Genomic DNA, 25282 nt, shown 5'->3' with positions numbered 1-25282 from the left:
TAGATATCGCAGCTTGCCTATGGGGCTGTGCGGTTACGCATTGTCAATGCATGGAGACGAAAGCGAAGCAGGATTGCAGTGAGCTTAAAAAAGAAAAAGGCCGCGCGGGAGGAGGATGCGCGGCCTGATCTTGAATACGGCTTGGGAGGAGGAGTGCCGTATTCCTTATCGAGTTCTGGGAGGAGGAGTGAACTCGATAAAGAGACGTTTACCCGCTCCCCTTTTCTGCAGCAACGGTCATTAATGCATATCAGTTATGCAAAGACGTTGACGCTCAAGAAAAAGGCAGATTCACGCATACAGAAAACGCCCGAAAACCGGGCGTTTTAAAGAATCACCTGTAAAATTAACCCCTTACAAAAAGTGGGCAATCAAAGGTGCGGCAAGCACGTTCACCAGACCGACAAGCACCATGACCAGCCCGGCAATCGAACCTTCCTCACTGCCGATCTGGTGAGCTTTGGCCACACCAGCTCCGTGTGCGCCCATGCCGAAAAGGGCTCCGCGTGCCAGTGCGGAGCGTATCGGCAGCCAATTGAGCATGACTTCACCGAGAGCTGCACCGAACACACCAGTTAGTACCACGAAGATCGCTGTCAGGTCAGGCGTACCACCAATGTCGCCCGAGACAGTCATGGCAAAAGGTGTGCTCATCGAACGCGGCATGAGGCTGAGGCTGATTGCCTCGTTGAGGCCCAGCAGATGCGCCAAACCCCACGCAGACGCCATAGCCGAAGAACTTCCGACGACCACGCCCGCCAGAAGCACCGGCCAATAGCGGAGGATCGTTGCGCGCTGCTGATAAATCGGGATCGCGAAGGCAACCGTTGCTGGTCCAAGCAGCGCTACCAGCCAATGGGTTGCGCTGAAATAGCCGCGATAGTTCTGATTGAGCCCAATGACCAGCGCCATCAGCAACAATGGCGTAACGGCGAGCGGCGTCAACCACCACATGGGAAAGCGGCGGTAGACGCGCTTGGCAGCAAGATAAAGCAGGATCGTTGCGGCAGACCAGAAAAGTGTCGCTATAAACGGGTTACTTAGCAACATAACGCAAACTCCAACGGTAGCAGAGATCAACCGTCAATGCGGTGACACTCATGACCGTCAACGTACCCAGCAAGATCACAGCCATGATTTTCAGGCCAAGCAAACCGATCAGTTCTTGATGTTCGAGAACGGCAAGCACTGCGGGAACGAAGAAAAGCAGCATTTCAGCCAGAAACCATTCGGCACCGCGCTTCATGCTGAACAGGCTGATACGGCCACTCAGAAGCAGGGCCAGCACCAGCGCCATGCCGACAATGCCGCCGGGAAGAGGCAGACCGACGAGACGGACGAAAAGCTCACCCGCCAGCCAAAAGCCAACCAGCGTCGCAATCTGCATCAGACGGCTGTGATGCAGTGCGTAACGAAACCGGATTAAAAGGCTGTGGGCGTTCATGTGCTTTTCCAATGGGGACTAATGTATTTTCATCGGTGAATATAGGCCCTCGTACGCTATTCTAGAAATGAATTGATTTCATTGCAGCTATTCCGTAATAGAATGGCTCATGAACTTGCGCAGCTTCCAGGCCTTTGTCGAAGTGGTGCGGCAAGGCGGTTTTTCCGCTGCCGCAAAAACCATCAACGCGACCCAGTCGACCGTCAGCAAGGCGGTCAGACAGCTTGAGGACGAATTGGGGTTGGTTCTGCTGGATCGCGAAATCTGGCCCTCTCGCCTTACGACAGCAGGTGAAATTGTCTTTCGTCGCGCGATCACCATGCTGGCAGAAAAGGACGACATGCTGGCTGAGCTGGGCGAGTTGCGCGGCCTCAAGCGCGGCCTGCTGAAACTGGGCCTGCCCCCGATCGGGTCCAGCGTGCTTTTCGCTCCCGTCTTCGCGGCCTATACGAAGCTCTATCCTGAAATCGATATTCAACTGGTTGAGCATGGCAGCAGACGGCTGGAAGAACTGCTGCTGGCCGGTGATGTGGAACTTGCGGCTTCGCTTCTGCCGGTCGAGGACAGTTTCGAATGGCAGGATGTGCGATGCGAACCGGTTGTGGCGCTTCTCCCGACCGATCATGCACTTGCACACGGGAGCGGCGTCTCGCTGCAGGACATTGCCAGCCTGCCGTTCATTCTTTTCGAGAGCGGTTTTGCCCTCAACCACATCATCCTCGACGCATGTCGTTCGCATGGATTTTCTCCAAGTGTTGCGGTCCGCTCCAGTCAGATTGACTTTATTGTCGAACTTGTGTCGGCAGGCATGGGTATCGGATTTCTGCCGAAAATGATTGCGGAACAGCGGCATCACCCGGGCGTTCGTATCCACCGGATCAAAGGCGCTGATGTGAACTGGCATCTGGCGCTGATCTGGCGAAAAGGCGCATTCCTGTCTCACGCAGCTCGCGCATGGCTCGAGCTGAGCAAAGCCGGAACCAGCACCGCATCATCTTGAAACGCACACCATATCGCCTATCTCAAATAGATATACCGACTGGATAAGTGCTCTTGGCACCTCTTCAGCCATAGGCCCGTGTGTAGAACATTGCTCTACCCACCCGTTTCAAAGCGCGCGACGCCTGAAACCGCCGACGGATTTTCTGCTCTGCGCGTCATCAGAAGGAGGCTATGATGGAAGGTCAGGTTATATTCTATAAGGACGACAGAATCCTCTATCGGCACCATATCGACGTGCAGGAAGACGATTTTTCAAAGGGCGTCAACGACGCGCTCATTGCCTTTCAACGTAACTATGCGGGCTTCGATCTCGCAAGCGACAACATCCACATCCGCTTCAAGAAGCCGGGAGACGTGTAGTTGAAGCAGGGCTGCTTGCCAAAACGGTAAACCGGCCCTGATTTGTTGCATCAGGCAAAAGCGGCTTCGTATGCGACGCGATGGAAATCGGTGCGAAGATTCTTGGCGATATCCTCTTTTCATCTTGCTCCCACCAATGAGCTTCCGTCTTTCTCCGATTTTGAGAAGTGATCCTGCATGGCCGCTGTGATTGCAGCGAAATCCCGGTGTTTCACTCGAGCTTCCCGCCTCTCGAAGAAATAGCCTCCAACTATTGTAATCATTATGTAATTCTAATTTAGATATACCTGCCGTCTCAAAAACCGGCACAGGTTCATTCTAATTAGAGTTGGAGTGCATGAAAAAGACATTGATCATCGTCGGCAACGCGCCTTTACCGCGTGATCTTTCTGCCGAAGTGGATGCAGCGGATTTTGTCGTCCGTTTCAATGAACCCAAACAATCCATCGGCATGAGCGGCACCCGGACAGATCTTCTGATGCTGGCAACCTCCAGCAAACCAATGCAGCGACGGCTTCGCGATCCGGGCTTCGTACAGACACCGACTTTCAAGGCGGCCAAGGAAGTAATGCTCGCTTATCATCCAAGCATCATCCGCAAATATCACCCTGGCCCGAATTTCCTCTCCCGTCTCAAGGGCAGGCGCGGCGACTGGACGATGCAGACCATTGAGGTCGTCGGTTCAGCTGGCAAGGAAATCCGGATCATGCCGCCCCAATTCTATCTGGCCGGATGTAAAGAGCTGGGTGTAACCGACGAAAATATAAGCAAAGCCTTTCCAAGTACCGGCTTTTTTGGCATCTGGTACATGCTCGGAAAATGTCCAGAGGAAAGCTGGGACGTAAAAATCTGCGGCTTCACCTGGGAAGGCTGGAAACGCCATACCTGGGGAGATGAGCGCAATTGGGTTGAGCAGAAGGTCAAATCCGGACGCATCAGCCTCATCCAGTGATCCAGCGCCATCATTATGTTTCCAGCGGAAAACGTGGGGACGATCACGACACAATCTCTTTAGAGGAGCCTATGAATGAGTGAACCGTTACGCATTTTCATCGGATGGGATTCTCGCGAACCCATCGCATATGAAGTCGCCAAGGCATCAGCACTGAAACATTCCTCTATCCCGCTGGAGATTGTGCCGATCAAGTTGCAGGACCTTGTCGATGAAGGGGTCTACACGCGTGAAGTCGATCCGCTGGCATCGACAGAGTTTACCTATTCGCGTTTTTTCACGCCATGGCTTGCGGGCTATAAGGGATGGGCGCTTTTCTGCGATTGCGACTTCCTTTTCCTTGGCGATATTGCTGGCCTGCAATCCTATAATGATCCGTCGAAGGCCGTTTATTGCGTTCAGCACGATTACCAACCCAAAGACAGTGTGAAGATGGACGGCAAGGTGCAGACCAGCTATCCGCGCAAGAACTGGTCGTCCTGCATGTTGTTCAACTGCGAACATCCCGCCACACGCCAATTGACACCGGAGCTGATCAACAGCGAAACCGGCGCTTATCTGCACCGCATGCAATGGGCTGCCGATGATGAAATCGGTGCGTTGCCGACGGATTACAACTGGCTGGAAGGCTGGAACGAGAAGCCGGAAACCGGACTGCCGAAAGTCGTACATTACACGCGCGGCGGCCCTTGGTTCAAGGATTGGCAGAACGTCGACTATGCCGATTTGTGGCGGACAGAAGCCGATATTGTCGAGCCGGGCTGGAAGCCTGTCTGACCTGCAAAATTCCTGGAGCTTTTTTATGCGCTCCAAGGTAGATAAGGACCATGAACGAAACGCGTCCTGACATCACTGTGAATGACGGCCTGCAGAGGGCCGTCAAGGCTTTTATCATCCACCTGGAGCGCGCCGCCGACCGGCAGTCGCAAGTTGAAGAACTCATTCGAAAGCTGCCCGTAGAGACGGAAGTAGTGAACGCCGTCGACGGGCGTACGCTCGATATGCAAACGATCGGCCGTGTCTATCGGCGGTCGGCGCACAAACCCCGCTATCCATTCCAGCTCAGTACCAACGAAATTGCGTGTTTTCTGTCGCATCGAAAGGCCTGGCAGGCGATTGTCGATCAGGGACTGGATGCCGGTCTCGTCTTGGAAGACGATGTGGAACTGACACCCGAATTTGCCGCAGCCTATTCCGCGGCTTGTCAAATTCTCGAGGCCGATAGCTTTATCCGCTTTCCGTTTCGCGAGCGGGAAAGCGGGCATGTAGTGCTGACGAGGGGAACTTCGCGGATCATCGAGCCGGTACCGGTCGGCCTTGGCATGGTGGCTCAACTTATCGGACGCGGAGCTGCGCAGCGGTTGCTGTCGGCAACAGAAGTTTTCGATCGTCCAGTGGATACAACAGTACAGATGAACTGGGTTACCGGGCTCAAACCGCTGTCGGTCCTTCCAGGCGGAGTGAAGGAAATCTCGGTGCAGCTTGGCGGCAGCACAATCCAGAAATCGCGTACCCTGCCAGACAAGCTGAAGCGTGAAATTCTGCGCCCGCTTTATCGCTGGAAGATAAAATCGCGCTCGCGCGCAGCTGTTTGAGGTTTCCTGTGCCTGTTCCGATTCTTCTTTACCACCAGATTGACGTACCTCCGGCACACCGCGCGCCCTATCGCAGCATGACGGTGCATCCAGACCGCTTTCGCCAGCAGATGTCCTGGCTCAAGCGGCTGGGTTATCGCGGCCTGTCGGTACGGGATGCAATGCCTTACATTTATGGCGACAAGCAGGACAAAGTGGCCGTCATCACCTTTGACGACGGTTTCGAGAATGTTTTCCGCAACGCCCTGCCGGTGCTGCAGGAATTCGGTTTCACCGCCACGAATTATTTCGTCGCCAATCAGATCGGCGGCTTCAATCTGTGGGATCAGAAGATCGGCGTTGCGCGCGCCAATTGCATGAGCGTCGCCGAATTACGCGAATGGGCGGATCTTGGTCACGAAGTTGGCTCTCATACGCTCGACCACATCCTCCTGCCGGAAGCAAGCGAGCAGGAAGCCATATCGCAAATCCAGCAATCGCGCATAAAGATCGAAGACCTGCTCGGCGGCGAAGTCACGTCTTTCGCCTATCCTTATGGCGGAGAAAACGCAGCAACACGCAAAATTGTCGAAGCGGCGGGCTATACAAACGCGACGACGACGGAAAAGCGTCGCGCACGATCAACTGACGATCCGTTCGGCATTCCGCGCCTCACGATCAGGCGCAATGACATATTGCTGCAGTTCCTGCGCAAGACGTTTACGCGCTAACTCGACACGTCGGCCTGCTTCCACGCTCCATGTCGCCCAATTCGGCCATGAAGCCGCGCTTAACCAGACAATCAGAACCTGTGTACTGGACCGAACCTTCATAGACAAGCGACAGTTCGTCTGAAAAACGCTCGTTTTCGATAATAGCGCGGTAGTGCTCAGCGCCGCCTGCATGGCTCTTTTCCGATGCAATGCGTTTGAACTCACCAACTGAAAGTGACGAAAAGCGGTAATGAAGAAGAGCGCCTGTTGCCGGAAGGAAGTTCCGGAAACACGGCCCCGGCCCATGAATGCTGCCCCGGCGATAATCTGTCTTCTTGTCGACCCACATCAGCGGAAATTTGGAAAGCCGCATGCTGCGTCCGAACAAGCGTAAACGCGGCCCGCCGCGCACCGCGACGCCAAATTTCTCCGGTGTCGCCGTATAACCATCGCCGTCGAAATGGGATGAAACCTCAAACGGATATTTCGTCCCATCATCAACGAAGATCCCGTCGCGCAACAAACCGCCAGGATACATGTCGATCATCGGGGCCAGACACCGACGGATTCCGTTTTGATCGAGTTCATTGATAAAGGAGCGAATATCCCGCTGCTCCATCCTTGGAAACACGAAAAACTCGTCGGCATCGACAGACAGATACCAGCGCTCACGTCCGTAAAGATTGAACAGGGCATCACGCCAAGCCCGTCCCCGGTCAGCCTCCGCATAACGCACATTTGAACCGAACAGGTCCACATCGGGTGCAGCTGACAGAATTTCCGTCGTGCCGTCATCTGATCGGTCGTCCACGACGATGAAACGCGTAACCCCTAACTCACGGTAGTAGCGGAGGAAAGATTTCATGTAGGGGGCCGCATTGCGAACAACGCAGACAAGCGGCAAATCACTTGGCCGTAAAGCTATGAAACTCCCGGACATGGCGACTAGGTTTGCCTTGTTCTTTCGGTTCGGAAGCGAAAGCTGGACATGCCGCCAGTGCAATTGAAGGTGTCGTATCGGTGAAGTGCGCCAATAGACTTTCCAATCCGCCGATGCTGAGGCCGGATAGTTCATCACCGTTTGTGCTGGTTTCATAAGGGAGCCGGACTTTTAACAAAGTATCGCCCCCAATCCCAATTTCTTGCGGTTCATTTAAGCAATTCTGTGTCAAGGCCGATCACTCTGGGCGCGCTCCCGATACAGTCTGTGATGAAAACTGGCCGTCACCAATTTTTTGGCGTCGAGTGATTTGCTTGATTTCAATCAATGCTGCTTCATGCGAACGTGGCAAATTGTCAACAATGCGCGGTGGACGGCCAGTGCCAAAAGCGCTAGTTAGGGAACAGACTAAGGAGCGCATTATGGACTATCGCCGTTTTTTTGAAGAAGCGATCGACCAGTTGCACGCCGAGAAGCGTTACCGCGTTTTTGCAGATCTTGAACGTATTGTCGGACGTTTCCCCCGAGCTATCTGGCGCAACAATGGCACTGCCCGTGAGATCACCGTTTGGTGTTCCAATGATTATCTTGGCATGGGACATCACGCCGACGTAATCAAGGCTATGTGCGATACGGCTGGCAATGCGGGTTCAGGTTCCGGCGGTACACGCAATATTTCCGGCAATAACCATCCGCTCGTCGAACTCGAAACGGAACTTGCCGATTTGCATGGCAAGGAAGCGGGCCTCGTTTTCACATCGGGCTTTGTTTCTAATGAAGCCTCGATTTCCACGATTGCGCGGCTGTTGCCGAACTGTCTCATCCTTTCCGATGAGCTGAACCATGCTTCGATGATCGAAGGCGTGCGCCGCTCGGGCGCGGAGAAGAAAATTTTCCGTCACAATGATATCGAGCATTTGGAACAGCTTTTGAAGGCTGCCGACCCGGCGCGCGCAAAGCTGATCGTGTTCGAATCCGTTTACTCGATGGATGGCGACATCGCGCCAATCGAGAAGATTGCCGATCTGGCCGATAAATATAATGCCATGACCTATATCGACGAAGTTCATGCTGTTGGCATGTACGGCGCGCGCGGCGGCGGCATTACCGAGCGCGATGGTCTGGCGCATCGCATCGATATTATCGAGGGCACGCTTGCGAAAGCCTTCGGCGCTCTTGGCGGGTACATTACTGGCTCGCGCGCAATTGTTGACGCGGTGCGCTCCTATGCACCGGGCTTCATCTTCACTACCTCATTGCCACCAGCGGTCGCCGCATCCGCAACGGCCGCCATCCGGCACCTGAAGGCCTCACAGGTGGAACGGGACGGCCAGCAACGCCAGGCCCAGCGCGCCAAGGATGTGCTCTCCGCAGCGGGTTTCCCTGTCATGGCATCGGAAACACATATCGTGCCGATTCTGGTGGGTGACCCTGAACTGTGCAAGAAGGCCAGCGACCGCTTGCTGGAAGTACATGGTATCTATATCCAGCCGATCAATTATCCGACCGTACCGCGTGGCACGGAAAGGCTGCGCATCACACCGTCGCCTCTGCATGACGACGCTTTGATCGACGGCCTCAAAGATGCTTTGCTCGAAGTATGGAACACGCTCGGCATTCCTTATGCGGAGCCTACGGTCTCACAGCCCGCCACTTCCGAGCGGATCATTCCGCTGATGGTCTCCAAGGCTGGCGGCTGACAATTTCTTAAATCTTCAAATAAAAGGCCGCTTCAAGTGGCCTTTTCTTGTCAGAGTTTCTCGATCCAGCGCACAAGCCGTTCTGCAGCTTCATCCACCTGTTCAGGATTCCGGCAGAAACAAAGGCGGAAAAACCCTTCACCACCGCGGCCAAATGCGCTGCCGGGCGCCAGCCCGACATTCGCATTGTCCACCATATCCATAGCTGCCTTGACGGAATCCTCAACACCATCCACGCCGAAGAATAGATAAAATGCCCCCTGTGGCGGTGTCAGGCGAACTTTCCCTGTTGATATCAGCGCGGCGCACAAACTATCGCGCGTGGAACGTGCCCGTTCAACCTGCATCGAAATAAAGGCATCGCCCTCATCCAGAGCCGTAACGGCACCACGTTGCATGAATTGCGCTACACCTGAATTCGAATATTGGATCAGATTTTCAATGACTGGTCCTAATGACGGGTGAACGGTCATCCAGCCGACACGCCAGCCGGTCATCGCCCAGTTCTTGGAGAATGAGTTGACGAAGATGATGCGATCATCCGGCTCCATGATATCCATGAAGGACCGAGCGCGACCGCCACCGTAATAGAAATGGGTATAAATCTCATCGGCGATGATCCAGAGACCATGCTTGCGCGCAAGATCGAGAATAAATTCCAATGTTTCCCGATCCGCCGTCCAACCTGTGGGATTGGATGGGGTATTGATGAAGAGTGCTTTCGTGCGCGGCGTGATGGCGGCTGCGATCTTCTCGGGATCCAGCATCCAGCCATTGGCACCGAATTCCAGCTCGACCGGAACCGGTACCGCTCCCGCGAGGCCAGCTGCGCCAACAAAATTAGGCCAGGCAGGGGAAAGATAAATCGCTTCTTCGCCCGCTCCAACGGTTGCTGTCAGCGCCATTTCGATGGCATGCATGCCGGAGCCGGTGACATAGAAATTCTCCGGCTTCAAAGGCAGCGGAAAATGGCGGGCATGATAGCGAGCCAGCGCCTCTCGCAGCTCCGGGATGCCAGCTTGCCAGGTGTAGAAGGTCTCACCGTCAGAGATGCCTTTTTGAGCCGCAGCGCGGATGAAATCAGGCGTCGAAAGATCGCCTTCACCCACCCAGAGCGGAATAAGCCCTTCGCGCCCGCGCCCGTGATTGGCGACAGCCACAATCCCGCTTTCCGGTGATTGAGCTGCTTCCCGACGAAGATTGGCTATGAGCGTCATGATTTCCCCGCGTTGAATTTCGATTTTGATTTCGTGCTTATCAAGGCTGGCTATCGAAATCACGCGGCTTTTTGTGATGGTCCGATCAAGCGTATTTATGGATCAAAAGAAAACGGGACCATAAGGCCCCGTTTTCACTGACCCGTTCTGAACCGATCAGGCTTTCTGCTTTGCCAGAAGATCGCGGATTTCAGTCAACAGGACCTCTTCGCGCGGTGCTTCCGGTTCCGGCTTTGCCTCTTCCTTCTTCTTCATGCGGTTCATCCCTTTCACCACAAGGAACAATACCCATGCGATGATCAGGAAGTTGATGAGAAGTGTAATGAAGTTACCGTAAGCGATAGTCGCACCGGCTTCACGGGCAGCTGCCAGCGTGGTCTTGGGTTCACCTGCCAGCTGAATGAACATGTTCGAAAAGTCCACACCGTTCGTTAGCAAGCCGATGAGCGGCATGATGATGTCATTGACGATGGAGTTGACGAGACCGCCGAACGCCCCGCCGATGATGACACCGATGGCCAGATCGACCATATTGCCCTTCAGGGCGAATTCCTTGAATTCCTTTAGCATAAGCCTGTCTCCCTCACGAACGCGGACCATCGGGCCGTCCTGCTGTGGCGGCGTTCGCCAAATCAACCTGGGCACCAGATAAACTGGCAATGGATGGCAGGCCGTCTTCCTGAAGCGGAACTGAAAAGCGCTCTGCCATTTCAAATGCTATCCTGAAAAGTGACGTGCACTTATTCTGGATCACGCTTCTAGTGTGTAAGCGAAAATTACCAAAGAAAAGATGAAACAGCTAAAAAACACTGTTTTCATCAACAGACATTTCCTATTTTGCCTGAACTGTGGAAGATGCTCTATCTCTTTATTTTACACATTCGCCTCACACGCAAAACCGCTTCACTCTTTTTGGATACGCTTTAACCTTGCGCGAACGCACCGAAAGTGCTTGCGTCAAATCATATTCAAGGAGTGAGGGAATAAGCCGGTTATGCAGGGCTGGGGTATTATTGGCGCCGCCTTCTTATATTTGCTGCTGCTTTTTGCGGTAGCCAGCATCGGCGACCGGCGCACCTCACGCTGGAACAGCGCCCCACGCCCATATATTTATGCGCTCAGCCTGGCTGTTTACTGCACCTCCTGGACCTTCTTCGGCTCGGTCGGCCTATCGGCTCAGCGGGGCCTCGAATTCCTGGGAATCTATATCGGCCCCATTCTCGTCTTTACGCTTGGCAACCGGTTGTTGCGACATATCGTACGACTGGCTAAATCCGAACATATCACCTCAATTGCCGATTTTCTCGCGGCCCGATATGGCAAGAGCTTCGGCGTAGCTTCTCTTGCAACCTGCATCGCAGCCGTCGGCTCGATCCCCTATATCGCACTACAGCTCAAAGCCGTTTCCGGCAGTGTCGGGCTTGTCATGGAGCATTACGGATCGGCCGTCGACCCGTCAGTATTCATATTCGGCGACATCTCCCTCCCCGTCGCGGCTGTGCTGGCTGTCTTTGCGATCCTGTTCGGAACGCGCCACACCGACGCTACGGAGCACCAGAACGGTCTCATTCTGGCTGTGGCCCTGGAATCAGTCATCAAGCTTTGCGCCTTCCTGACCGTTGGCTTTGCCTGCACCTTTTTCCTGTTCGGCGCTCCGTCGCAGCTGATCAATCAGATATCCCAATCGCCGGAAGCGCTGGAAGCGTTCCACTACCAGACATCCATCGGCACGTGGATCGTACAGAGCGCGCTGAGTGCCGCCGCCATCATCATGCTGCCGCGGCAGTTCCATGTGACGGTGGTGGAAAGCCGCAGCGAAAAGGAACTCCGCACCGCCTCCTGGCTGTTCCCGCTTTATCTGGTCCTTATCAATATCTTCGTGTTTCCCATCGCGCTGATCGGCGTGATGACGCTCGGAGGTAATGTCAGCGGAGATTTATACGTTCTGGCTCTGCCGCTGGCAGCGGGTGCCCATTGGCTCGCGCTCGTGGCTTTTCTTGGCGGATTATCAGCAGCAACGGCGATGGTCATCGTCGCCTGCGTTGCGCTTTCGATCATGATCTCCAACCATCTGGTGCTGCCACTCTTCATCCGGCGGCTGGCAAAGCAACACGCGGCAGAACAACGCGACCTCACCAAGATCATTTTGAACACACGCCGCCTTACCATTATTGGTATTCTGGCACTGGCATTCGCCTATTACCGCTTTACCTCCAACAACATTCATCTGGCTTCGATCGGTTTTGTTTCCTTCGCCGCGATTGCGCAATTCGTTCCCGCCTTCATCGGCGGATTGTTCTGGCGCAATGCGAATGGACGCGGCGCCATGCTGGGATTATCAGCCGGATTTCTTGTCTGGGCCTACACACTATTGCTGCCAACCATGGCGCCGGAAAATGCCGCCATCCTGCGCGACGGCTTTCTCGGCTTTACGGCCTTACGCCCCGAAGCGCTTTTCGGAACCAATGCTCTCCCTTTGACCAACGGCGTGCTGTGGAGCCTTGCGGCCAACTCACTCTTCTACATCCTTGGCTCCCTTTCGCGCGCCTCGACGCCGCTTGAACGCATTCAGGCCAGCATTTTCCTACCGCGCTATTTCATCGGCACACCGACACTCAAGCGCTTTCGCACAACTGTCACTGTCGCGGAACTGAAAGCCACCATGGCGCGTTATCTCGGTGCTGAGCGTGTCGAACGCGCCTTTCTTCGTTTTGAAGGAAGGGAACAGCGGCGTCTCGATCCAGGCATGACCGTCGACACGCCGCTGATCCGTCATGCGGAACAGCTTCTTGGCACAGCTGTCGGTTCCGCATCGGCCCGCCTTGTCCTGTCGTTGCTGTTGCAGAAGAGCGATGCATCCGGGCGTGACGCACGACAGCTCCTTGACGATGCTTCCACCGCCCTGCAGCAGAACCGCAATCTGCTGCAGACCGCCCTCGATCAGATGGAACAAGGCATCACCGTTTTCGACAAGGATCTGAGACTGACATTCTGGAACCGGCAGTTCCGCAAGCTTTTCAACCTTCCCGATGAAGTGATGCAGGTCGGGATACCCATTTCGGAAATCGTGGAACATCTTCACCATCGCGGCGATATATCGTTCAACGCGCAGAATGGGGTCATCCGTTCGCTTGCAGCTGCGCGCCAGCCATGGCGCATCGACATGAAATCGACGGGCAAGGTGCTGGAAATTCAATCCAACCCGATGCCGGACGGCGGAATTGTCGCGACATATACCGATATCACGGCGGCAGTCGAAGCCGACGTCACGCGCCAGAAGGCAGCGGAAATGCTGGAGCAGCGCGTGGCGGATCGCACGGCAGAACTGACCCGCGTCAACCAGCAACTCGCCAAGGCGCAAGCCGCAGCGGAAGAAGCCAATCAGGGAAAGACGCGATTTCTGGCAGCCGCCGGTCATGACATTCTGCAACCGCTCAACGCAGCGCGATTGTACAGCACCGCACTTGCCGAAAAACTTGGGCGCTCCGAAACCAGCGAATTCGCACGCAACATCGATTCCTCGCTGGAAGCCGTGGAAGCCATTCTAGGCATGGTGCTGGATATTTCCCGGCTGGACACCGGATCGCTCAAACCCGATCTCTCGGTATTTCGTCTCGACAAGTTGATGAGCCAGATTGCCACGGACTTTACGCCTCTTGCAGCCGCCAAGGGGTTGAAGTTGCGCGTTGTACCGTCAAGCATCGTCGTCAAAACTGACCGCAACATGCTGCGGCGCCTGATCCAGAACCTTGTTTCCAATTCGATCAAGTATAGCCGCAAGGGCGGCATTTTGCTTGGTGTCCGGCGCCGCAGCTCCTTTGTGGAACTGCAGGTACTCGATACCGGCATCGGCATACCGCCTCAGAAACTCAAACTCGTCTTTCGGGAATTCACACGCCTGGATGAGGGGATGCGGGAAGCGGAGGGGCTTGGCCTCGGCCTTTCCATCGTTGACCGTATCGCAAGGCTGCTGTCGCTGTCGTTGTCTCTGTCTTCTACCCCCGAGAAGGGAACTATGTTCACCCTGCGTATTCCAATTTCGCAGGAAAAAGTGCCCGTCGATGAAGCGAAGAGCCCTCGCGGTTTGCAACGGGCGCTGGAACTGACCGGGCTTGATGTTCTCTGCATCGATAATGACGCCAGCATCCTGTCCGGAATGGAAACGCTGCTTCGTGGATGGGGGTGCCAGGTCACGACGCTACCCAATGGAACTGCATTGAGGGGCTATTGCGCGGACCACGCCGCTCCCGATACGATCGTCGCAGATTATCATCTACTGAACGAAAACGGTCTCGATATGATCGGCTTTGCCCGCGAGACGTTTCAGGTGGAGATACCGGCCATTCTGCTAACGGCCGACCGTTCCAAGGAAGTCCGTCAGCGCGCTGAGGATGAAAATGTCACTGTTCTGCACAAGCCGCTTCGGCCTGCTGCACTCCGTTCCCTGCTATCGCATTTTTATCATGCGCGGCAAGACAACACTTCAGCACAGAACGCCGCTCAGTAACAGTGCAGCATCTAATCCGTGCTCAGCGCATCATTGCCGATGCGTGACAGAAGAATGACCGCCTGTGTGCGGCTGTCGACGCCGAGTTTCTGCAGTACTGCCGAAACATGCGCCTTGACCGTGGCTTCCGACACACCGAGTTCGTAAGCGATCTGCTTGTTCAGCAAGCCTTCTGCCAACATGGTCAGCACACGCGTCTGCTGTGGCGTCAATGTACGTAACCGCGTAATCAGAGCTTCGATTTCCGGATCGTGCGGATGATCCAGCTCAATGTCTGCCGGCGTCCAGATATCGCCTGCCAAAACAGCGGCTACGGCCTCGCCAATGGTCTCCATGCTGGCGGATTTGGAGATAAAGCCTGAAGCGCCGAGTTCGACTGCGTGGCGGATGGTTGCTGCATCGTCTGTCGCCGAGACGATGATGACGGGAAGCGCTGGCTGCAACGCTTTCAACGTCACCAGACCGGAGAGCCCCGTTCCGCCCGGCATCGTCAAATCCAATAACAGAAGATCGATATCCTGTCGCTCGCCGACCAGTTTCTTGACGGCGTCAAAATCGCCGACTTCGACGATTTCTACACTCTGTGACTGGCCTGAAAGGACCTGCCTGAGCGCTCCCCGGAAAAGCGGGTGATCGTCAGCGATGATGAAGTGCATGAGCCTCGCGCGCCATTGTTTCAGATCTCCTCCCCTCGCGGTGCCAACTATTCAAGTCGACCACTCCGTTTTATGCTGTTTTTTGGCTCGGGCAACCAAAATTCACGTTGCTAACCTCTTTTCACATTCGTCATTGCCGCCATCTAGCCGCATTGTGTGTTAGGCTGAGCATTGAAAATAACAAAAGAACGGCCCAACCAACCAATGGAAGGGAACCAAAAAGGCATTTCATGACGCGCAATACGCTTTATCCAGAAATCCAACCGTTCAAGGAAGAGATGCTTCAGGTTTCTCCGCTGCATCGAATCCATGTCGAACAATGCGGCAACCCCGACGGCAAACCGGTCGTCATGATCCATGGTGGCCCCGGTGGCGGCATCACGCCCACCATGCGCCGCCTGCACGACCCCGAGCGCTACCGCATCATCCTGTTCGATCAGCGCGGCTGCGGTCGTTCGACCCCGCATGCGGAACTGCGTGAAAACACAACCTGGGATCTCGTGGCGGATATGGAGCATATTCGCGCGCATCTCGGCATCGAGAAGTGGCAGGTCTTCGGCGGCTCCTGGGGATCAACCCTCGGCCTTGCCTATGCGCAATCCCACCCGGACCGGGTGGCAGAGCTTGTTCTGCGCGGCATCTTCATGATCCGCCGTTTCGAAGTCGACTGGATGTATTCCAACGGGGCAAGCATTCTCTTTCCCGATCATTTCGAGGCTTACCAAGAACATATACCCGAAGCCGAGCGCGGCGACATGATCGCCGCTTACTACAAGCGCCTCACCGACCGTGACCCGCAGGTGCAGCTTGAAGCAGCACGCCGCTGGGCGCGCTGGGAAGGCTCGGTCATTTCGCTTCTGCCTGATCCGGCGCGCGTGGACGCATTTGGCGAAGACCAATACGCCATCGCCTTTGCACGCATCGAATGCCACTATTTCCAGAACCGCGGCTTCCTCGATTCCGATGACCAGCTTCTGCGCAATGTAGATCGCATCCGGCATATTCCCGGCGTGATTATCCATGGGCGCTATGATGTCTGCACGCCGTTTATCAATGCCTGGCAGCTCAAGAAGATGTGGCCGGAAGCCGATCTCAGAACCGTCGAGGACGCAGGGCACGCGGTAACGGAACCCGGCATTACCCACGAATTGATAGAGGCGACAAAGCGTTTCGCGCAATAGGGCGAAACGCACTCACATTTGCTGGGAATGTTATAATGAAAAGGCGCCGCGCGGCGCCTTTGTTCCTTGCAGTCAGGTCCGCCCGCCCGGTGCAGCCTCGTTGACCGGTTTTTCCGGCTCGCTGTCAAAACTTTTCGCTATATCCATGAAGCGGCGCATAAAGCGTTCCATATAGCTCATGGACTGCTCGAATTCCTGCTCGGTTGGCAGGCCCGAAGCGGCACTTCCACTTTTCCCTTCAAGGACGGAAACCTTGTCCTCCAGCTTATTCACGCGATCCTGCAAGTCTGCAATGTCGTTCTCATAAGCTTCGCGATCCTCTGTCGCCATCTTGCAGACGAGTTGTCCCTGCTGCTCCGTACAGGTCGAGAGTGCCCCGGTTCGGGTGTCCAGACGGACATAGCCAGTTTCCGTGCCTTCCAGCCGGTAGCGCCCGTTTTCCTGCGCAACTGCATTAGCCGGAGCGAGCGCTGAACCGAGAAGAGCAACAGCAGCCAGATTGCGAACCATCAATGTCTTTCTGTTCAACATAATGCAATTCCCTTCAGCTTCTCTTTCAGATGTCCCCATCATATGGGACGTTTACGACGAAAATCGAACATGCGGGACTTTGATTTCCGAAGAATTTCGGTCTAGAGAACAGCCATGACAATTCAGATCATCTATAAGATCGCTCCGCGCGACCTTTGGGTACAAGCAGAACAGGCCGGTAGTTTTACCGGGGCTCCGGTTGATATTGCCGATGGCTATATCCATTTCTCCACTGCAACACAGGTGCGGGAAACGGCTGCCAAGCATTTTGCGGGCCAACAGGATTTGCTTCTGATCAGTGTGAATGCTTCTGCGCTCGGCACAGCATTGAAGTTTGAAGTTTCACGTGGTGGAGCTCTGTTTCCTCATCTTTATGGCGAGCTGCCGCTTGCAGCTGTTTTGAAGGTTGATCCCTTGCCATTGGGTGACGATGGTCTTCACATTTTTCCGGAGCTTGAAGATTAATGAGCGGGCTTTTTGAAACTCTCGGGCGACGTGCCCTTTTTGCCTTCGATGCGGAACAGGCACACGGTCTTTCCATCGCGGGCCTGAAGACAGGTCTTGTGACCTGCGGTGCGCCAAACGATCCCGCTCTTTCCGTCAAGGTCGCTGGACTGCAGTTCCCAAATCCGCTTGGCATGGCCGCCGGTTATGACAAGAACGCCGAAGTACCGGATGCACTGTTGAAACTTGGTTTCGGCTTCACCGAAGTCGGCACCATCACACCGCGTCCGCAAAGCGGCAATCCGCGCCCGCGCATTTTCCGCCTTGTGGAAGATAGAGCGGTTATCAATCGCCTCGGCTTCAACAATGAAGGTCATGACGCGGCGTTTAAACGCCTGTCGCAACGCGCAGGCAGGAGCGGCATCGTGGGCGTCAATATCGGCGCGAACAAGGATACGGAAGACCGCATTACCGATTATGTTGCCGGTATTCGCCGTTTCTACCAGCTTGCGCGCTATTTCACGGTCAATATCTCTTCGCCCAACACGCCGGGCCTGCGCAACCTTCAGGCGCGCGAAGCCTTGCGCGAATTGTTGAACCGTGTACTGGAAGCCCGCAATGAAGAAGGCAAAATGTGCACGCTGAAGCGTCCGGTTTTTCTCAAGATCGCACCTGATCTGGCCGACGGAGAATTGGACGATATCGCCGCCGAGGCAACCGAACAGAACCTGGACGGCATCGTCGTATCCAACACGACGCTGTCACGCGCCGGATTGAAAAGCGCAGAAAACCGCAATGAAACAGGCGGGCTTTCCGGTGCCCCGCTTTTCGACCGCTCCACCATCGTCCTTGCCCGGATGCGCGAACGCGTCGGTCCCGACATGCCGCTGATCGGTGTCGGCGGCGTGGATAACGCTGAAACAGCGCTGACCAAGATCAAGGCAGGCGCCGATCTTGTGCAGCTCTATACGGGCCTGATCTATCGCGGCCCGAACCTGCCTGCCGAAATCGTGAGAGGGCTGTCAGCCGCGGTAAAACACGAGGGCGTTACAAATATTGCCGCATTGCGCGACCGGGATACCAAAGACTGGGCCAGGCGCGAATTGCCCGCATAATCAGGCGATGAATTCCGCACGATAGCGTCGCGGCAGGATCGCCAGAAGCGTGACGCCGCGGATAGACAGAAACAGGTTAAGAGCAAGCCAAAGCCCGTGATTGCCCATCACGGGCTTTGCTGCATAAAGAACCACCAGAAAAAATGCAAGCGACAGAAACATCATGTTGCGCATGTCGCGCGACCATGTAGCGCCGATATAGACCCCGTCCATATGAAAGGCCAGCAAGCCCGTAATGCCTGTCAGCGCCGCCCAAGGGAGATACTTCAGGGCCTCAGCATGAACGTCTTCCGCCTTGGATAGAAGCGCGATGATCGCATCGCCGAACACCAGCAGGAAAAAGGCGATTATGCTCGCCATGATCAGCCCCCAAACAAAAGTAAGCTTGGCGCCGCGCACAAAGGCCGGACTGTAACGCGCCCCGATCGACCGACCCACAATCTGTTCGGCAGCCGCCGCCATACCGTCCAGAAAGAAACCGGCAACGAGAAAGAAGTTCAGCAAGACGGCATTCGCCGCCAGTGTGACCGGGCCGAGATCGGACCCCGCCCGCGTGAAGAATGCGAAGGCCGTAAGAAGCAGGAATGAGCGGATCATGATGTCGCGATTGACCGCGAACATGCGCAAAATACCCTCTTTCTGAAAGATTCGTACCCGGTTGGGGCGTAGCGATGCGTCCTTGCGGAAATGCCGCAGCACAATGAACATGCCGACAAGCGCTGCAACGGTTTCACCGGTCACCGTGGCCCAGGCAACACCGGTAACGCCCCAGCCCAATTCCAGCCCGAGGATAATGCAGAGTACGATATTGATGCCGTTTAGCAGCACTTGAAGACCGAGGCCGACGATGCCCTGCCCGCGACCGAGGACAAGCCCCAATATCGAATAGTTGATGAGCGCAACCGGTGCCGACAACATGCGGATGGAAACATAAGTCGCCATGGCTTCCTGCGTGGCGGAGGTTGGGTGCATGAAGGTGGATGAGACGGCGATGATGATCGGCAGGCAGAGGATCATCAGACTGCCAGCCACGACCGCGATGATGATTGCGCGCCAGAAGATTGCCTGCTCTTCGACGGCATCTTCCGCACCCACGGCCTGCGCAACAAGTCCAGTCGTGCCGGAACGGAGGAAATTGAACATCGACAGCAGGAAATCAAAAACAAGCGCGCCAATCGCCAGACCGCCTATTAGCTCAGCCTGTCCCATCTGGCCAACAACGCCCATGTCCACCAGCCCGAGAAGCGGCGTCGTGATCGCGGCAAGCGTCATTGGAATGGCGATCAGCATCACCATCCGGTGTGTTACGTCGAACGGCCTTGTTACGCCACCGACGCGTTGCAGCGACTGATCCATATGCTTGTCCCGAATGCATTCCCTCTGATCAAGATCATCTACTCTGGAATCAATCGAAACGACAGATAATTCGGCCACCGGATTGTCGCAACTCCTGACAGCGAACTGTCAGGAGAAAAAAGGACTATTACAGTCCGAGCATCATGGCCCAATATATATAAGTGGGTTTGTCTTCGGGCGTAGCCCAGGCAAGGCCGTAATGCTCAAATGTTGGATCAAGCATGTTCTTGCGATGGCCGGGAGATTTCATCCATGCGTCGAAGACAGCCTGTGTATTGCGTTGTCCCGATGCTACATTTTCCGCTGCCGGTCCACGGATACCCACCTGACGCAGTCGCGCAACGAAACCATTACCCCAACCAATGCTGTGACCGATCTTGCCATAACTCGCCATACGTCTGGCCTGATACAGCGCGGCCTGCTCAAGCTTGGAATCCGTCGCCATCAAAGGCAGACCGTTCGCCTTGCGAATAGCGTTGAAAATGAGGGTTGGGTCATTGTCGCCCGCAGCCCGCGCCATGTTCAATGGCACTGCCGACACCGCCAACGCTCCACCGACCAGAACCAGAAATCCGCGCCGGTTGAGTGTAAATCCTTGTTTTTGCTGCATTGCCTGTCTGTACTATCCAATTACCGAACCAAGAGCATTTCCAGCAAAAGTGTAAACCGGTTTTGCGTAAGGAAAATGCGATGAAACAAACCGTTAGAGCGGTTCCGGCGATTCCGTTAAAATAGAAACCGCTCGAGTTCATTTCCGGTAGCTGAGGATACGGAGCAAAATAAAGGCAGGAATAACGACTGCCGCACCAAGGATGAAATAATCGACAAAGCCTGCGATCGCCGAAAAGCCCATATTCCAAAGCCGCAGGAAGAAGTCACGAATACCGTAGAAAATATCGTAGGGCGTCCAGTGAAATGCACTCATAACCACACCAACGACCAGCGAAATCAACACCAGCTTGATCAGGACACGGGCGGGCGTATCGCCAAGAAAACGGTTCACACCATCCGACATGCAAATCTCCTGTGTGGTTATTGGTCAGAGCGACAGACTCATCGCGCAAGAAATAGGCTGTCCGTGCAGCCTTCGCAAGTTCTGCACCCGCTCATCGCTGCTTGCGGTATTCGCGGGGCGCTTTCTGCTTTTGCCGTGAGAACGAGCGGTTCATGCTCCGCGTATCGGTGAAGCCGCTTGCAACAGCCACTTCCAGTAGTGACAGGCCTGTTTCGGACAAAAGTTCCTTGGCTTTCTTGACCCGAAGCTCTTCACGAACCTCGAATGCCGTTCGTTCAAGGGCAAGCCTGAAGCCACGCTCCATCTGACGAACGGAGATTCCCAATCGACGCGCGACATCGATCATCGGCACCGGGTCTTCCAGCGTTTCCTCGAATATACGGATCGCCTTGCGGATCATCGGTGAGCGCACGCCGTTGAAGCTCAGGGCCGGTTGTTCAGACCGCACAAGCTCGTAAGGGATCATGAGGATGGATGCGCTCTTGCGCGCCAGTTCCTCAGAAATCTCGTTCTGGATAATTGAAAGCGCCAGCGACGCAGCACCAAGTCCGCCGGCGCAAGTGTAATGTCTTCCGCTACGATGAAACAGACTGGTCGTATCGGCTGTATAACCGTCGAAAAGCTCCAGAAAATCGTCGCGATGAAACCAGCTCACACAACAATTGCGATCCGGCAATAGATCCGCTTCTGCCAACAGAAAGGCGGCAGTGCAGAGACCAACCACGGTCTTGCCGCGTCGGTCTGCACGTTTGATAAGATCAATCAGCGTTTGTTGCCTTGGCCGATACTGTGCAAGCAGCCCACCGACAATGGCCACATAATCGCAATCGTCGAGTTCTCCCATGGGAGCGGTTGGCTCGATCACCATGCCGGAACTTGACGTGACGGGATCGCCCGACAGCGTGCAAATTTTCCACGCACAACGTATCTGACGGCTCTTGTCGCGATCATCAGCAGCAAGGCGAAAAGGATCAAGAAAAAGGCTGAGTGCGCTCAACGTGAAGCCCGGCAACGCAACAATACCGACCGACAGCCTGCGTTGCGGGTCATCGCTTGCAGCTTGAAACTTCTTGTCCTGGTCCCGTTCAGTTCCATTCATCACGTCGAGCGTTCTCCTCCACCCCCAATTATATCTGCTCGGAGGAGGCTAATATAGTCAACGAAAATGCTTGGAAAGCTTCAACTGCTGTGCCTGATAATTGGAGCCGAGATCGACACCATAGAGCGCCGAAGGGCGGTGCAACATATGTTCGTAAACCAGACGCCCGACAATCTGCCCATGCTCCAGAATGAACGGAACTTCGTGGCTGCGGACTTCCAGAACAGCGCGACTGCCGGTTCCGCCTGCAGCACTATGCCCGAAGCCCGGATCGAAGAAACCAGCATAATGAACGCGGAATTCACCGACCAGCGGATCGAAGGGCGTCATTTCCGCCGCATAGAGCGGCGGGACATGCACCGCCTCGCGCGAAACGAGAATATAGAATTCATCCGGGTCAAGCACGAGTTCGCGCGAACCCCGATCATAGATCGGCTCCCAGAAATCAAGGATGTCGTGCGCCGCACGCTTGTCCACATCCACCACAGCCGTATGGTGCTTGCCGCGATAGCCAATCAGCCGGTCAGGACCACCTGAAAGATCAACCGACAACGCAATGCCACCGCCGGAGATGTTCGGCATTTCCGCTGCGACCAGCGTTTCGGTCTTATGCAATGCAGCAAGTTCAGCCTCGCCCAGCTGAGCCCGCCCCTTGCGGAAGCGTATCTGCGACAAGCGCGACCCCGTACGCACGACAATCGGAAATGTGCGCGGGCTGACTTCCAGATAGAGCGGACCATTATATCCGGCAGGCACCTTGTCGAATTCCTGTGCCCCGTCAGCAATGACGCGGGTGAAGATGTCGAGGCGGCCCGTTGAACTTTTCGGATTTGCCGATGCCGAAAGGTCTGGCGATAGCGCCAAACCTTCGAGAAGCGGAACAATGTAAACACAGCCAGTTTCAAGAACAGCACCAGCGGTCAGGTCGATCTCGTGCAGCTTCAAACGTTCCAACTTATCGATGACTGGTGTGCCGGGACCCGGCATGAAGGAGGCGCGAACACGATAAGCTTTTGCACCGAGCCTCAGATCAAGGCTCGCCGGCTGTATCTGGTCGGGGTCGAGGGGGCGTGGAGACGCCAGCAAACCGTTTTCAAACAGCGCGGAAATATCCGCATCCGCCAGAATTCCAGCATCTTTCTGCATCATCAACCCGAAACTCCATAGCCTAGAGCGCCGTGCGCCCATTTGGGCGCACAAGGGGCGCTCTAACGTATTGAATCTACGCATCGTGTTTCCAAAAATCGATTCCGATTTTTAGGCCGATGCTGTAGCACATTGCTTGTCAAAGACAATTGACCGGTCGCGGCGACAATGCCAAGCCTTGGAGCAGCATGAAACCGAGTTTTCCGCAGGTTTCGGAGCATTATCGGGCCATGCGGGACGTACTTTTCCTAAGATGGAGCGGTTTCGGCATTGACGGCTCCATTCAACAGGCATAATGAAAAACTGTTCCGTGGTGATTTGGCCGGCCGGCTTGCAGCCACGTTAAAGAATTCGCTAAAAAAGGCCGCGGTTCGTTACCGGCCTTTTGCGTGTTCGCAAGGCCGGTTTTTTATTGGCCGCCGAGGCTTTTCTTCCTGCCCCGGCCGACCAGCTTTTCGACAGGTTGGAAAAATGACGACTGACAATACCCGCAAGTTTCGCCCCGCGACCGAACTCGTGCATGCCGGATCGCTTCGCTCCGGATTTGCCGAAATGTCGGAAGCAATGTTTCTGACGCAGGGCTTCCTTTATCCAAACGCTGAAGCTGCGGAAGCGCGCTTCAAGGGCGAAGATCCGGGTTTCATCTATTCGCGTTATGCCAACCCGACCACCGACATGTTTGAAAAGCGCATATGCACGCTGGAAGGCGCCGAAGAGGCGCGCGCCACCGCATCCGGCATGGCGGCAGTGGCCGCCGCCATTCTGTGCCAGGTGCAGGCGGGCGATCACGTAATTTCCGCTCGTGCTGTCTTCGGCTCCTGTCGCTACATCGTTGAAACGATCTTGCCGAAATATGGCGTCGAAATCTCGATCATTGACGGTTCCGATATTGAAAACTGGAAAGCGGCCGTTCGCCCGAACACCAAGGTCATGTTCCTTGAAAGCCCGTCCAATCCAACGCTCGAAATCATCGATATTGCAGCAGTCGCGCAGATTGCCAATGAGGCAGGCGCCAAGCTGATCGTCGATAATGTTTTCGCAACGCCGCTTTTCCAGAAGCCCCTAGAGCTCGGTGCACATATCGTTGTTTATTCTGCGACAAAGCACATTGACGGCCAGGGACGCTGCCTTGGCGGTGTGGTCCTTTCCGACCGTGAATGGATTGAAAACACTCTGCAGGATTATTTCCGTCACACAGGTCCGGGGCTTAGCCCGTTCAATGCGTGGATCATGTTGAAGGGCCTCGAAACATTGGCCGTCCGCGTTCGCCAGCAGACGTTATCGGCGACTGCGGTTGCCAATTTTCTGGCTGGTAAGCCGGGCGTCAAGCGCGTGATCTATCCGGGACGGGCAGACCATCCGCAGGCCGACATCATCGCCAAGCAGATGACGGGTGGCTCGACCCTTATTGCTCTCGAACTGGAAGGTGGTAAGGAGGCTGCGTTCAAGTTCCAGAATGCCTTGCAGGTCTTCAGCATCTCCAACAATCTGGGTGATGCAAAAAGCCTTATTACTCACCCGGCAACCACGACACACAAGAACCTTGCCGACGAAGCTAAGGCAGAGCTGGGCATTTCCGACGGGTTGCTGCGAATCTCGCTCGGTCTTGAAGATACCGACGACCTCGTGGAAGACGTGGAAGCAGCCCTGAAGATCGCTCGCTGAACGCCTCCATTTCAATATTGTAGGCTGCAGACAGAGAAACAAACGATGCAATTGCCGGAACATTCCGGCAATTGCCGCGCATTTTCCGCTCCGAATTGTTGACCTCCCCCGCAACTTTAGCGATAGGTGAGTGAATAACGGCGTCCGTAAACCAGAACCGACGAACCGTTGAGTAGACAAGCATCATTGCGATACGGCTTCGTCATATTGCAGGGTGCCAGGGCCGATGCGAATGTAGGGCGGGTGCGCATGTACAGAGCGGTAACGCGGGGGATCGAAGTTTCGGTCGAACCTTTCTATCTGGAAGACCAATCCGAGCCCGACGAAAACCGTTATGTCTGGGGCTACCGCATCACGATTGCCAATAATTCCGCAGAAACAGTGCAACTTCGCTCGCGCTACTGGCAGATTACCGACGCGAATGGTTATGTCGAAGAAGTGCGCGGGCCGGGCGTGGTCGGGGAACAGCCAACACTTGAGCCAGGCGATTCATTTCAATATTCATCGGGCTGTCCGTTGACCACCACATCAGGCGTCATGGTGGGTCGTTATCAGATGCAGGGCAACAGCGGCAGCCTGTTCGAAGTGGAGATTCCCGCCTTCTCGCTTGACATGCCGGACCTGCAACGTACATTGAATTGAGGATTTCCTCAACTTATTCCCCG

Annotated in this window: 26 protein-coding genes and 1 riboswitch; of the genes, 13 read left to right on the top strand and 13 right to left on the bottom strand. The window is 55.2% G+C overall.

All coding sequences use genetic code 11. The annotated features are described in order from the left end of the window. Positions 1-354: 354 nt before the first annotated feature. Together JNC70_RS06590 and JNC70_RS06585 are read right to left on the bottom strand one after the other, a co-directional pair. Complete coding sequence (locus tag JNC70_RS06590) at positions 355-1050, bottom strand: LrgB family protein (protein ID WP_104756122.1); 696 nt, start codon at positions 1048-1050, stop codon at positions 355-357. After that, complete coding sequence (locus tag JNC70_RS06585; RefSeq protein ID WP_104756123.1) at positions 1037-1444, bottom strand: CidA/LrgA family protein; 408 nt, start codon at positions 1442-1444, stop codon at positions 1037-1039. Before JNC70_RS06585 ends, JNC70_RS06590 begins: the two co-directional genes overlap by 14 nt. A gap of 109 nt (positions 1445-1553) precedes the next feature. Between JNC70_RS06585 and JNC70_RS06580 the strand changes: the two genes are divergently transcribed. The 6 genes from JNC70_RS06580 (at position 1554) to JNC70_RS06555 (ending at position 6063) form a co-directional block, all read left to right on the top strand. Then, complete coding sequence (locus JNC70_RS06580) at positions 1554-2444, top strand: LysR family transcriptional regulator (RefSeq protein WP_104756124.1); 891 nt, start codon at positions 1554-1556, stop codon at positions 2442-2444. A 176-nt stretch (positions 2445-2620) separates the two neighbouring features. After that, a complete protein-coding gene (locus JNC70_RS06575) occupies positions 2621-2806 on the top strand; it encodes a hypothetical protein (RefSeq protein WP_104756125.1) in 186 nt (61 codons plus the stop codon). Between the two features lie 337 nt (positions 2807-3143). Continuing rightward, positions 3144-3758, top strand: a complete 615-nt coding sequence (locus JNC70_RS06570; RefSeq protein WP_104756126.1) for a glycosyltransferase family 29 protein — start codon at positions 3144-3146, stop codon at positions 3756-3758. Between the two features lie 75 nt (positions 3759-3833). Further along, complete coding sequence (locus JNC70_RS06565) at positions 3834-4535, top strand: glycosyltransferase (protein WP_104756127.1); 702 nt, start codon at positions 3834-3836, stop codon at positions 4533-4535. Positions 4536-4585: 50 nt separating this feature from the next. Then, positions 4586-5353 (top strand): glycosyltransferase family 25 protein, encoded by a 768-nt coding sequence (locus JNC70_RS06560; protein WP_104756128.1) that lies wholly within the window; start codon positions 4586-4588, stop codon positions 5351-5353. An 8-nt stretch (positions 5354-5361) separates the two neighbouring features. After that, positions 5362-6063, top strand: coding sequence for a polysaccharide deacetylase family protein (locus JNC70_RS06555; protein ID WP_104756175.1), 702 nt, complete (start codon positions 5362-5364; stop codon positions 6061-6063). Here the strand turns inward: JNC70_RS06555 and JNC70_RS06550 are convergent. Continuing rightward, positions 6053-6910 carry a glycosyltransferase family 2 protein gene (locus JNC70_RS06550; RefSeq protein ID WP_245414770.1) on the bottom strand — a complete coding sequence of 286 codons (858 nt, stop codon included), beginning with the start codon at positions 6908-6910 and terminating at the stop codon, positions 6053-6055. The genes JNC70_RS06555 and JNC70_RS06550 overlap by 11 nt on opposite strands. A 40-nt stretch (positions 6911-6950) precedes the next feature. Next, entirely contained in the window at positions 6951-7217 is a 267-nt protein-coding gene (locus tag JNC70_RS06545) for a hypothetical protein (protein ID WP_245414771.1), read from the bottom strand. 190 nt (positions 7218-7407) lie between these two features. On the opposite strand from JNC70_RS06545, the gene hemA reads away from it, so the two are divergent. Beyond that, a complete protein-coding gene (hemA, locus tag JNC70_RS06540; RefSeq protein WP_104756130.1) occupies positions 7408-8685 on the top strand; it encodes a 5-aminolevulinate synthase in 1278 nt (425 codons plus the stop codon). Positions 8686-8735: 50 nt separating this feature from the next. Here hemA and JNC70_RS06535 read toward each other — a convergent pair whose 3' ends face one another. Together JNC70_RS06535 and mscL are read right to left on the bottom strand one after the other, a co-directional pair. Continuing rightward, positions 8736-9902 (bottom strand): pyridoxal phosphate-dependent aminotransferase, encoded by a 1167-nt coding sequence (locus JNC70_RS06535; protein WP_104756176.1) that lies wholly within the window; start codon positions 9900-9902, stop codon positions 8736-8738. Between the two features lie 156 nt (positions 9903-10058). Then, positions 10059-10472, bottom strand: a complete 414-nt coding sequence (gene mscL / locus JNC70_RS06530) for a large conductance mechanosensitive channel protein MscL (protein WP_104756131.1) — start codon at positions 10470-10472, stop codon at positions 10059-10061. Between the two features lie 424 nt (positions 10473-10896). Here mscL and JNC70_RS06525 point away from each other — a divergent pair, with 424 nt between their 5' ends. Continuing rightward, positions 10897-14409, top strand: a complete 3513-nt coding sequence (locus JNC70_RS06525) for a PAS domain-containing hybrid sensor histidine kinase/response regulator (RefSeq protein WP_104756132.1) — start codon at positions 10897-10899, stop codon at positions 14407-14409. Between the two features lie 11 nt (positions 14410-14420). Here JNC70_RS06525 and JNC70_RS06520 read toward each other — a convergent pair whose 3' ends face one another. After that, positions 14421-15065 (bottom strand): response regulator transcription factor, encoded by a 645-nt coding sequence (locus JNC70_RS06520; RefSeq protein WP_104756133.1) that lies wholly within the window; start codon positions 15063-15065, stop codon positions 14421-14423. A 230-nt stretch (positions 15066-15295) separates the two neighbouring features. Between JNC70_RS06520 and pip the strand changes: the two genes are divergently transcribed. Further along, positions 15296-16246, top strand: coding sequence for a prolyl aminopeptidase (gene pip, locus JNC70_RS06515; protein ID WP_104756134.1), 951 nt, complete (start codon positions 15296-15298; stop codon positions 16244-16246). A gap of 72 nt (positions 16247-16318) precedes the next feature. On the opposite strand, the gene JNC70_RS06510 is transcribed toward pip, so the two are convergent. After that, positions 16319-16777 (bottom strand): hypothetical protein, encoded by a 459-nt coding sequence (locus tag JNC70_RS06510; RefSeq protein ID WP_245414772.1) that lies wholly within the window; start codon positions 16775-16777, stop codon positions 16319-16321. Between the two features lie 114 nt (positions 16778-16891). On the opposite strand from JNC70_RS06510, the gene JNC70_RS06505 reads away from it, so the two are divergent. After that, positions 16892-17242 (top strand): DUF952 domain-containing protein, encoded by a 351-nt coding sequence (locus tag JNC70_RS06505; protein WP_104756135.1) that lies wholly within the window; start codon positions 16892-16894, stop codon positions 17240-17242. After that, positions 17242-18336, top strand: a complete 1095-nt coding sequence (locus JNC70_RS06500; protein WP_104756136.1) for a quinone-dependent dihydroorotate dehydrogenase — start codon at positions 17242-17244, stop codon at positions 18334-18336. The genes JNC70_RS06505 and JNC70_RS06500 overlap by 1 nt, the downstream gene beginning before the upstream one ends. On the opposite strand, the gene JNC70_RS06495 is transcribed toward JNC70_RS06500, so the two are convergent. The 5 genes from JNC70_RS06495 to JNC70_RS06475 all read right to left on the bottom strand — a co-directional run bounded on the left by JNC70_RS06495 (position 18337) and on the right by JNC70_RS06475 (position 22955). Continuing rightward, positions 18337-19692, bottom strand: a complete 1356-nt coding sequence (locus tag JNC70_RS06495) for an MATE family efflux transporter (protein WP_104756137.1) — start codon at positions 19690-19692, stop codon at positions 18337-18339. Positions 19693-19819: 127 nt separating this feature from the next. Next, positions 19820-20302, bottom strand: coding sequence for a CAP domain-containing protein (locus tag JNC70_RS06490; protein WP_104756138.1), 483 nt, complete (start codon positions 20300-20302; stop codon positions 19820-19822). Positions 20303-20440: 138 nt separating this feature from the next. Continuing rightward, entirely contained in the window at positions 20441-20707 is a 267-nt protein-coding gene (locus JNC70_RS06485) for a DUF6460 domain-containing protein (RefSeq protein WP_104756139.1), read from the bottom strand. A 91-nt stretch (positions 20708-20798) separates the two neighbouring features. Next, positions 20799-21806, bottom strand: coding sequence for a GlxA family transcriptional regulator (locus JNC70_RS06480; protein WP_104756140.1), 1008 nt, complete (start codon positions 21804-21806; stop codon positions 20799-20801). A gap of 57 nt (positions 21807-21863) precedes the next feature. Next, complete coding sequence (locus JNC70_RS06475) at positions 21864-22955, bottom strand: 2'-deoxycytidine 5'-triphosphate deaminase (protein WP_104756141.1); 1092 nt, start codon at positions 22953-22955, stop codon at positions 21864-21866. A 297-nt stretch (positions 22956-23252) separates the two neighbouring features. Next, positions 23253-23332, top strand: a riboswitch (SAM riboswitch). A gap of 91 nt (positions 23333-23423) precedes the next feature. Here JNC70_RS06475 and JNC70_RS06470 point away from each other — a divergent pair. Then, entirely contained in the window at positions 23424-24617 is a 1194-nt protein-coding gene (locus JNC70_RS06470) for an O-succinylhomoserine sulfhydrylase (protein ID WP_104756142.1), read from the top strand. Between the two features lie 249 nt (positions 24618-24866). Then, a complete protein-coding gene (gene apaG, locus JNC70_RS06465; RefSeq protein WP_104756143.1) occupies positions 24867-25259 on the top strand; it encodes a Co2+/Mg2+ efflux facilitator ApaG/CorD in 393 nt (130 codons plus the stop codon). Positions 25260-25282: the final 23 nt, after the last annotated feature.

Origin of the sequence: Brucella oryzae, from assembly GCF_041929965.1 — a bacterium.
In the GTDB taxonomy this organism is placed as follows: Bacteria; Pseudomonadota; Alphaproteobacteria; order Rhizobiales; family Rhizobiaceae; genus Brucella; species Brucella oryzae.
The sequence above is the reverse complement of the archived record's forward strand: the minus strand, read 5'-3'. Positions and strand labels throughout refer to the sequence as shown.

Coding starts and splice junctions, on each gene's coding strand:
- JNC70_RS06590 (WP_104756122.1), bottom strand. CDS start 1,050: ATGTTGCTAAGTAACCCGTTTATAGCGACACTTTTCTGGTCTGCCGCA.
- JNC70_RS06585 (WP_104756123.1), bottom strand. CDS start 1,444: ATGAACGCCCACAGCCTTTTAATCCGGTTTCGTTACGCACTGCATCAC.
- JNC70_RS06580 (WP_104756124.1), top strand. CDS start 1,554: ATGAACTTGCGCAGCTTCCAGGCCTTTGTCGAAGTGGTGCGGCAAGGC.
- JNC70_RS06575 (WP_104756125.1), top strand. CDS start 2,621: ATGGAAGGTCAGGTTATATTCTATAAGGACGACAGAATCCTCTATCGG.
- JNC70_RS06570 (WP_104756126.1), top strand. CDS start 3,144: ATGAAAAAGACATTGATCATCGTCGGCAACGCGCCTTTACCGCGTGAT.
- JNC70_RS06565 (WP_104756127.1), top strand. CDS start 3,834: ATGAGTGAACCGTTACGCATTTTCATCGGATGGGATTCTCGCGAACCC.
- JNC70_RS06560 (WP_104756128.1), top strand. CDS start 4,586: ATGAACGAAACGCGTCCTGACATCACTGTGAATGACGGCCTGCAGAGG.
- JNC70_RS06550 (WP_245414770.1), bottom strand. CDS start 6,910: ATGAAATCTTTCCTCCGCTACTACCGTGAGTTAGGGGTTACGCGTTTC.
- hemA (WP_104756130.1), top strand. CDS start 7,408: ATGGACTATCGCCGTTTTTTTGAAGAAGCGATCGACCAGTTGCACGCC.
- JNC70_RS06535 (WP_104756176.1), bottom strand. CDS start 9,902: ATGACGCTCATAGCCAATCTTCGTCGGGAAGCAGCTCAATCACCGGAA.
- mscL (WP_104756131.1), bottom strand. CDS start 10,472: ATGCTAAAGGAATTCAAGGAATTCGCCCTGAAGGGCAATATGGTCGAT.
- JNC70_RS06525 (WP_104756132.1), top strand. CDS start 10,897: ATGCAGGGCTGGGGTATTATTGGCGCCGCCTTCTTATATTTGCTGCTG.
- JNC70_RS06520 (WP_104756133.1), bottom strand. CDS start 15,065: ATGCACTTCATCATCGCTGACGATCACCCGCTTTTCCGGGGAGCGCTC.
- pip (WP_104756134.1), top strand. CDS start 15,296: ATGACGCGCAATACGCTTTATCCAGAAATCCAACCGTTCAAGGAAGAG.
- JNC70_RS06510 (WP_245414772.1), bottom strand. CDS start 16,777: ATGTTGAACAGAAAGACATTGATGGTTCGCAATCTGGCTGCTGTTGCT.
- JNC70_RS06505 (WP_104756135.1), top strand. CDS start 16,892: ATGACAATTCAGATCATCTATAAGATCGCTCCGCGCGACCTTTGGGTA.
- JNC70_RS06500 (WP_104756136.1), top strand. CDS start 17,242: ATGAGCGGGCTTTTTGAAACTCTCGGGCGACGTGCCCTTTTTGCCTTC.
- JNC70_RS06495 (WP_104756137.1), bottom strand. CDS start 19,692: ATGGATCAGTCGCTGCAACGCGTCGGTGGCGTAACAAGGCCGTTCGAC.
- JNC70_RS06490 (WP_104756138.1), bottom strand. CDS start 20,302: ATGCAGCAAAAACAAGGATTTACACTCAACCGGCGCGGATTTCTGGTT.
- JNC70_RS06485 (WP_104756139.1), bottom strand. CDS start 20,707: ATGTCGGATGGTGTGAACCGTTTTCTTGGCGATACGCCCGCCCGTGTC.
- JNC70_RS06480 (WP_104756140.1), bottom strand. CDS start 21,806: ATGAATGGAACTGAACGGGACCAGGACAAGAAGTTTCAAGCTGCAAGC.
- JNC70_RS06475 (WP_104756141.1), bottom strand. CDS start 22,955: ATGATGCAGAAAGATGCTGGAATTCTGGCGGATGCGGATATTTCCGCG.
- JNC70_RS06470 (WP_104756142.1), top strand. CDS start 23,424: ATGACGACTGACAATACCCGCAAGTTTCGCCCCGCGACCGAACTCGTG.
- apaG (WP_104756143.1), top strand. CDS start 24,867: ATGTACAGAGCGGTAACGCGGGGGATCGAAGTTTCGGTCGAACCTTTC.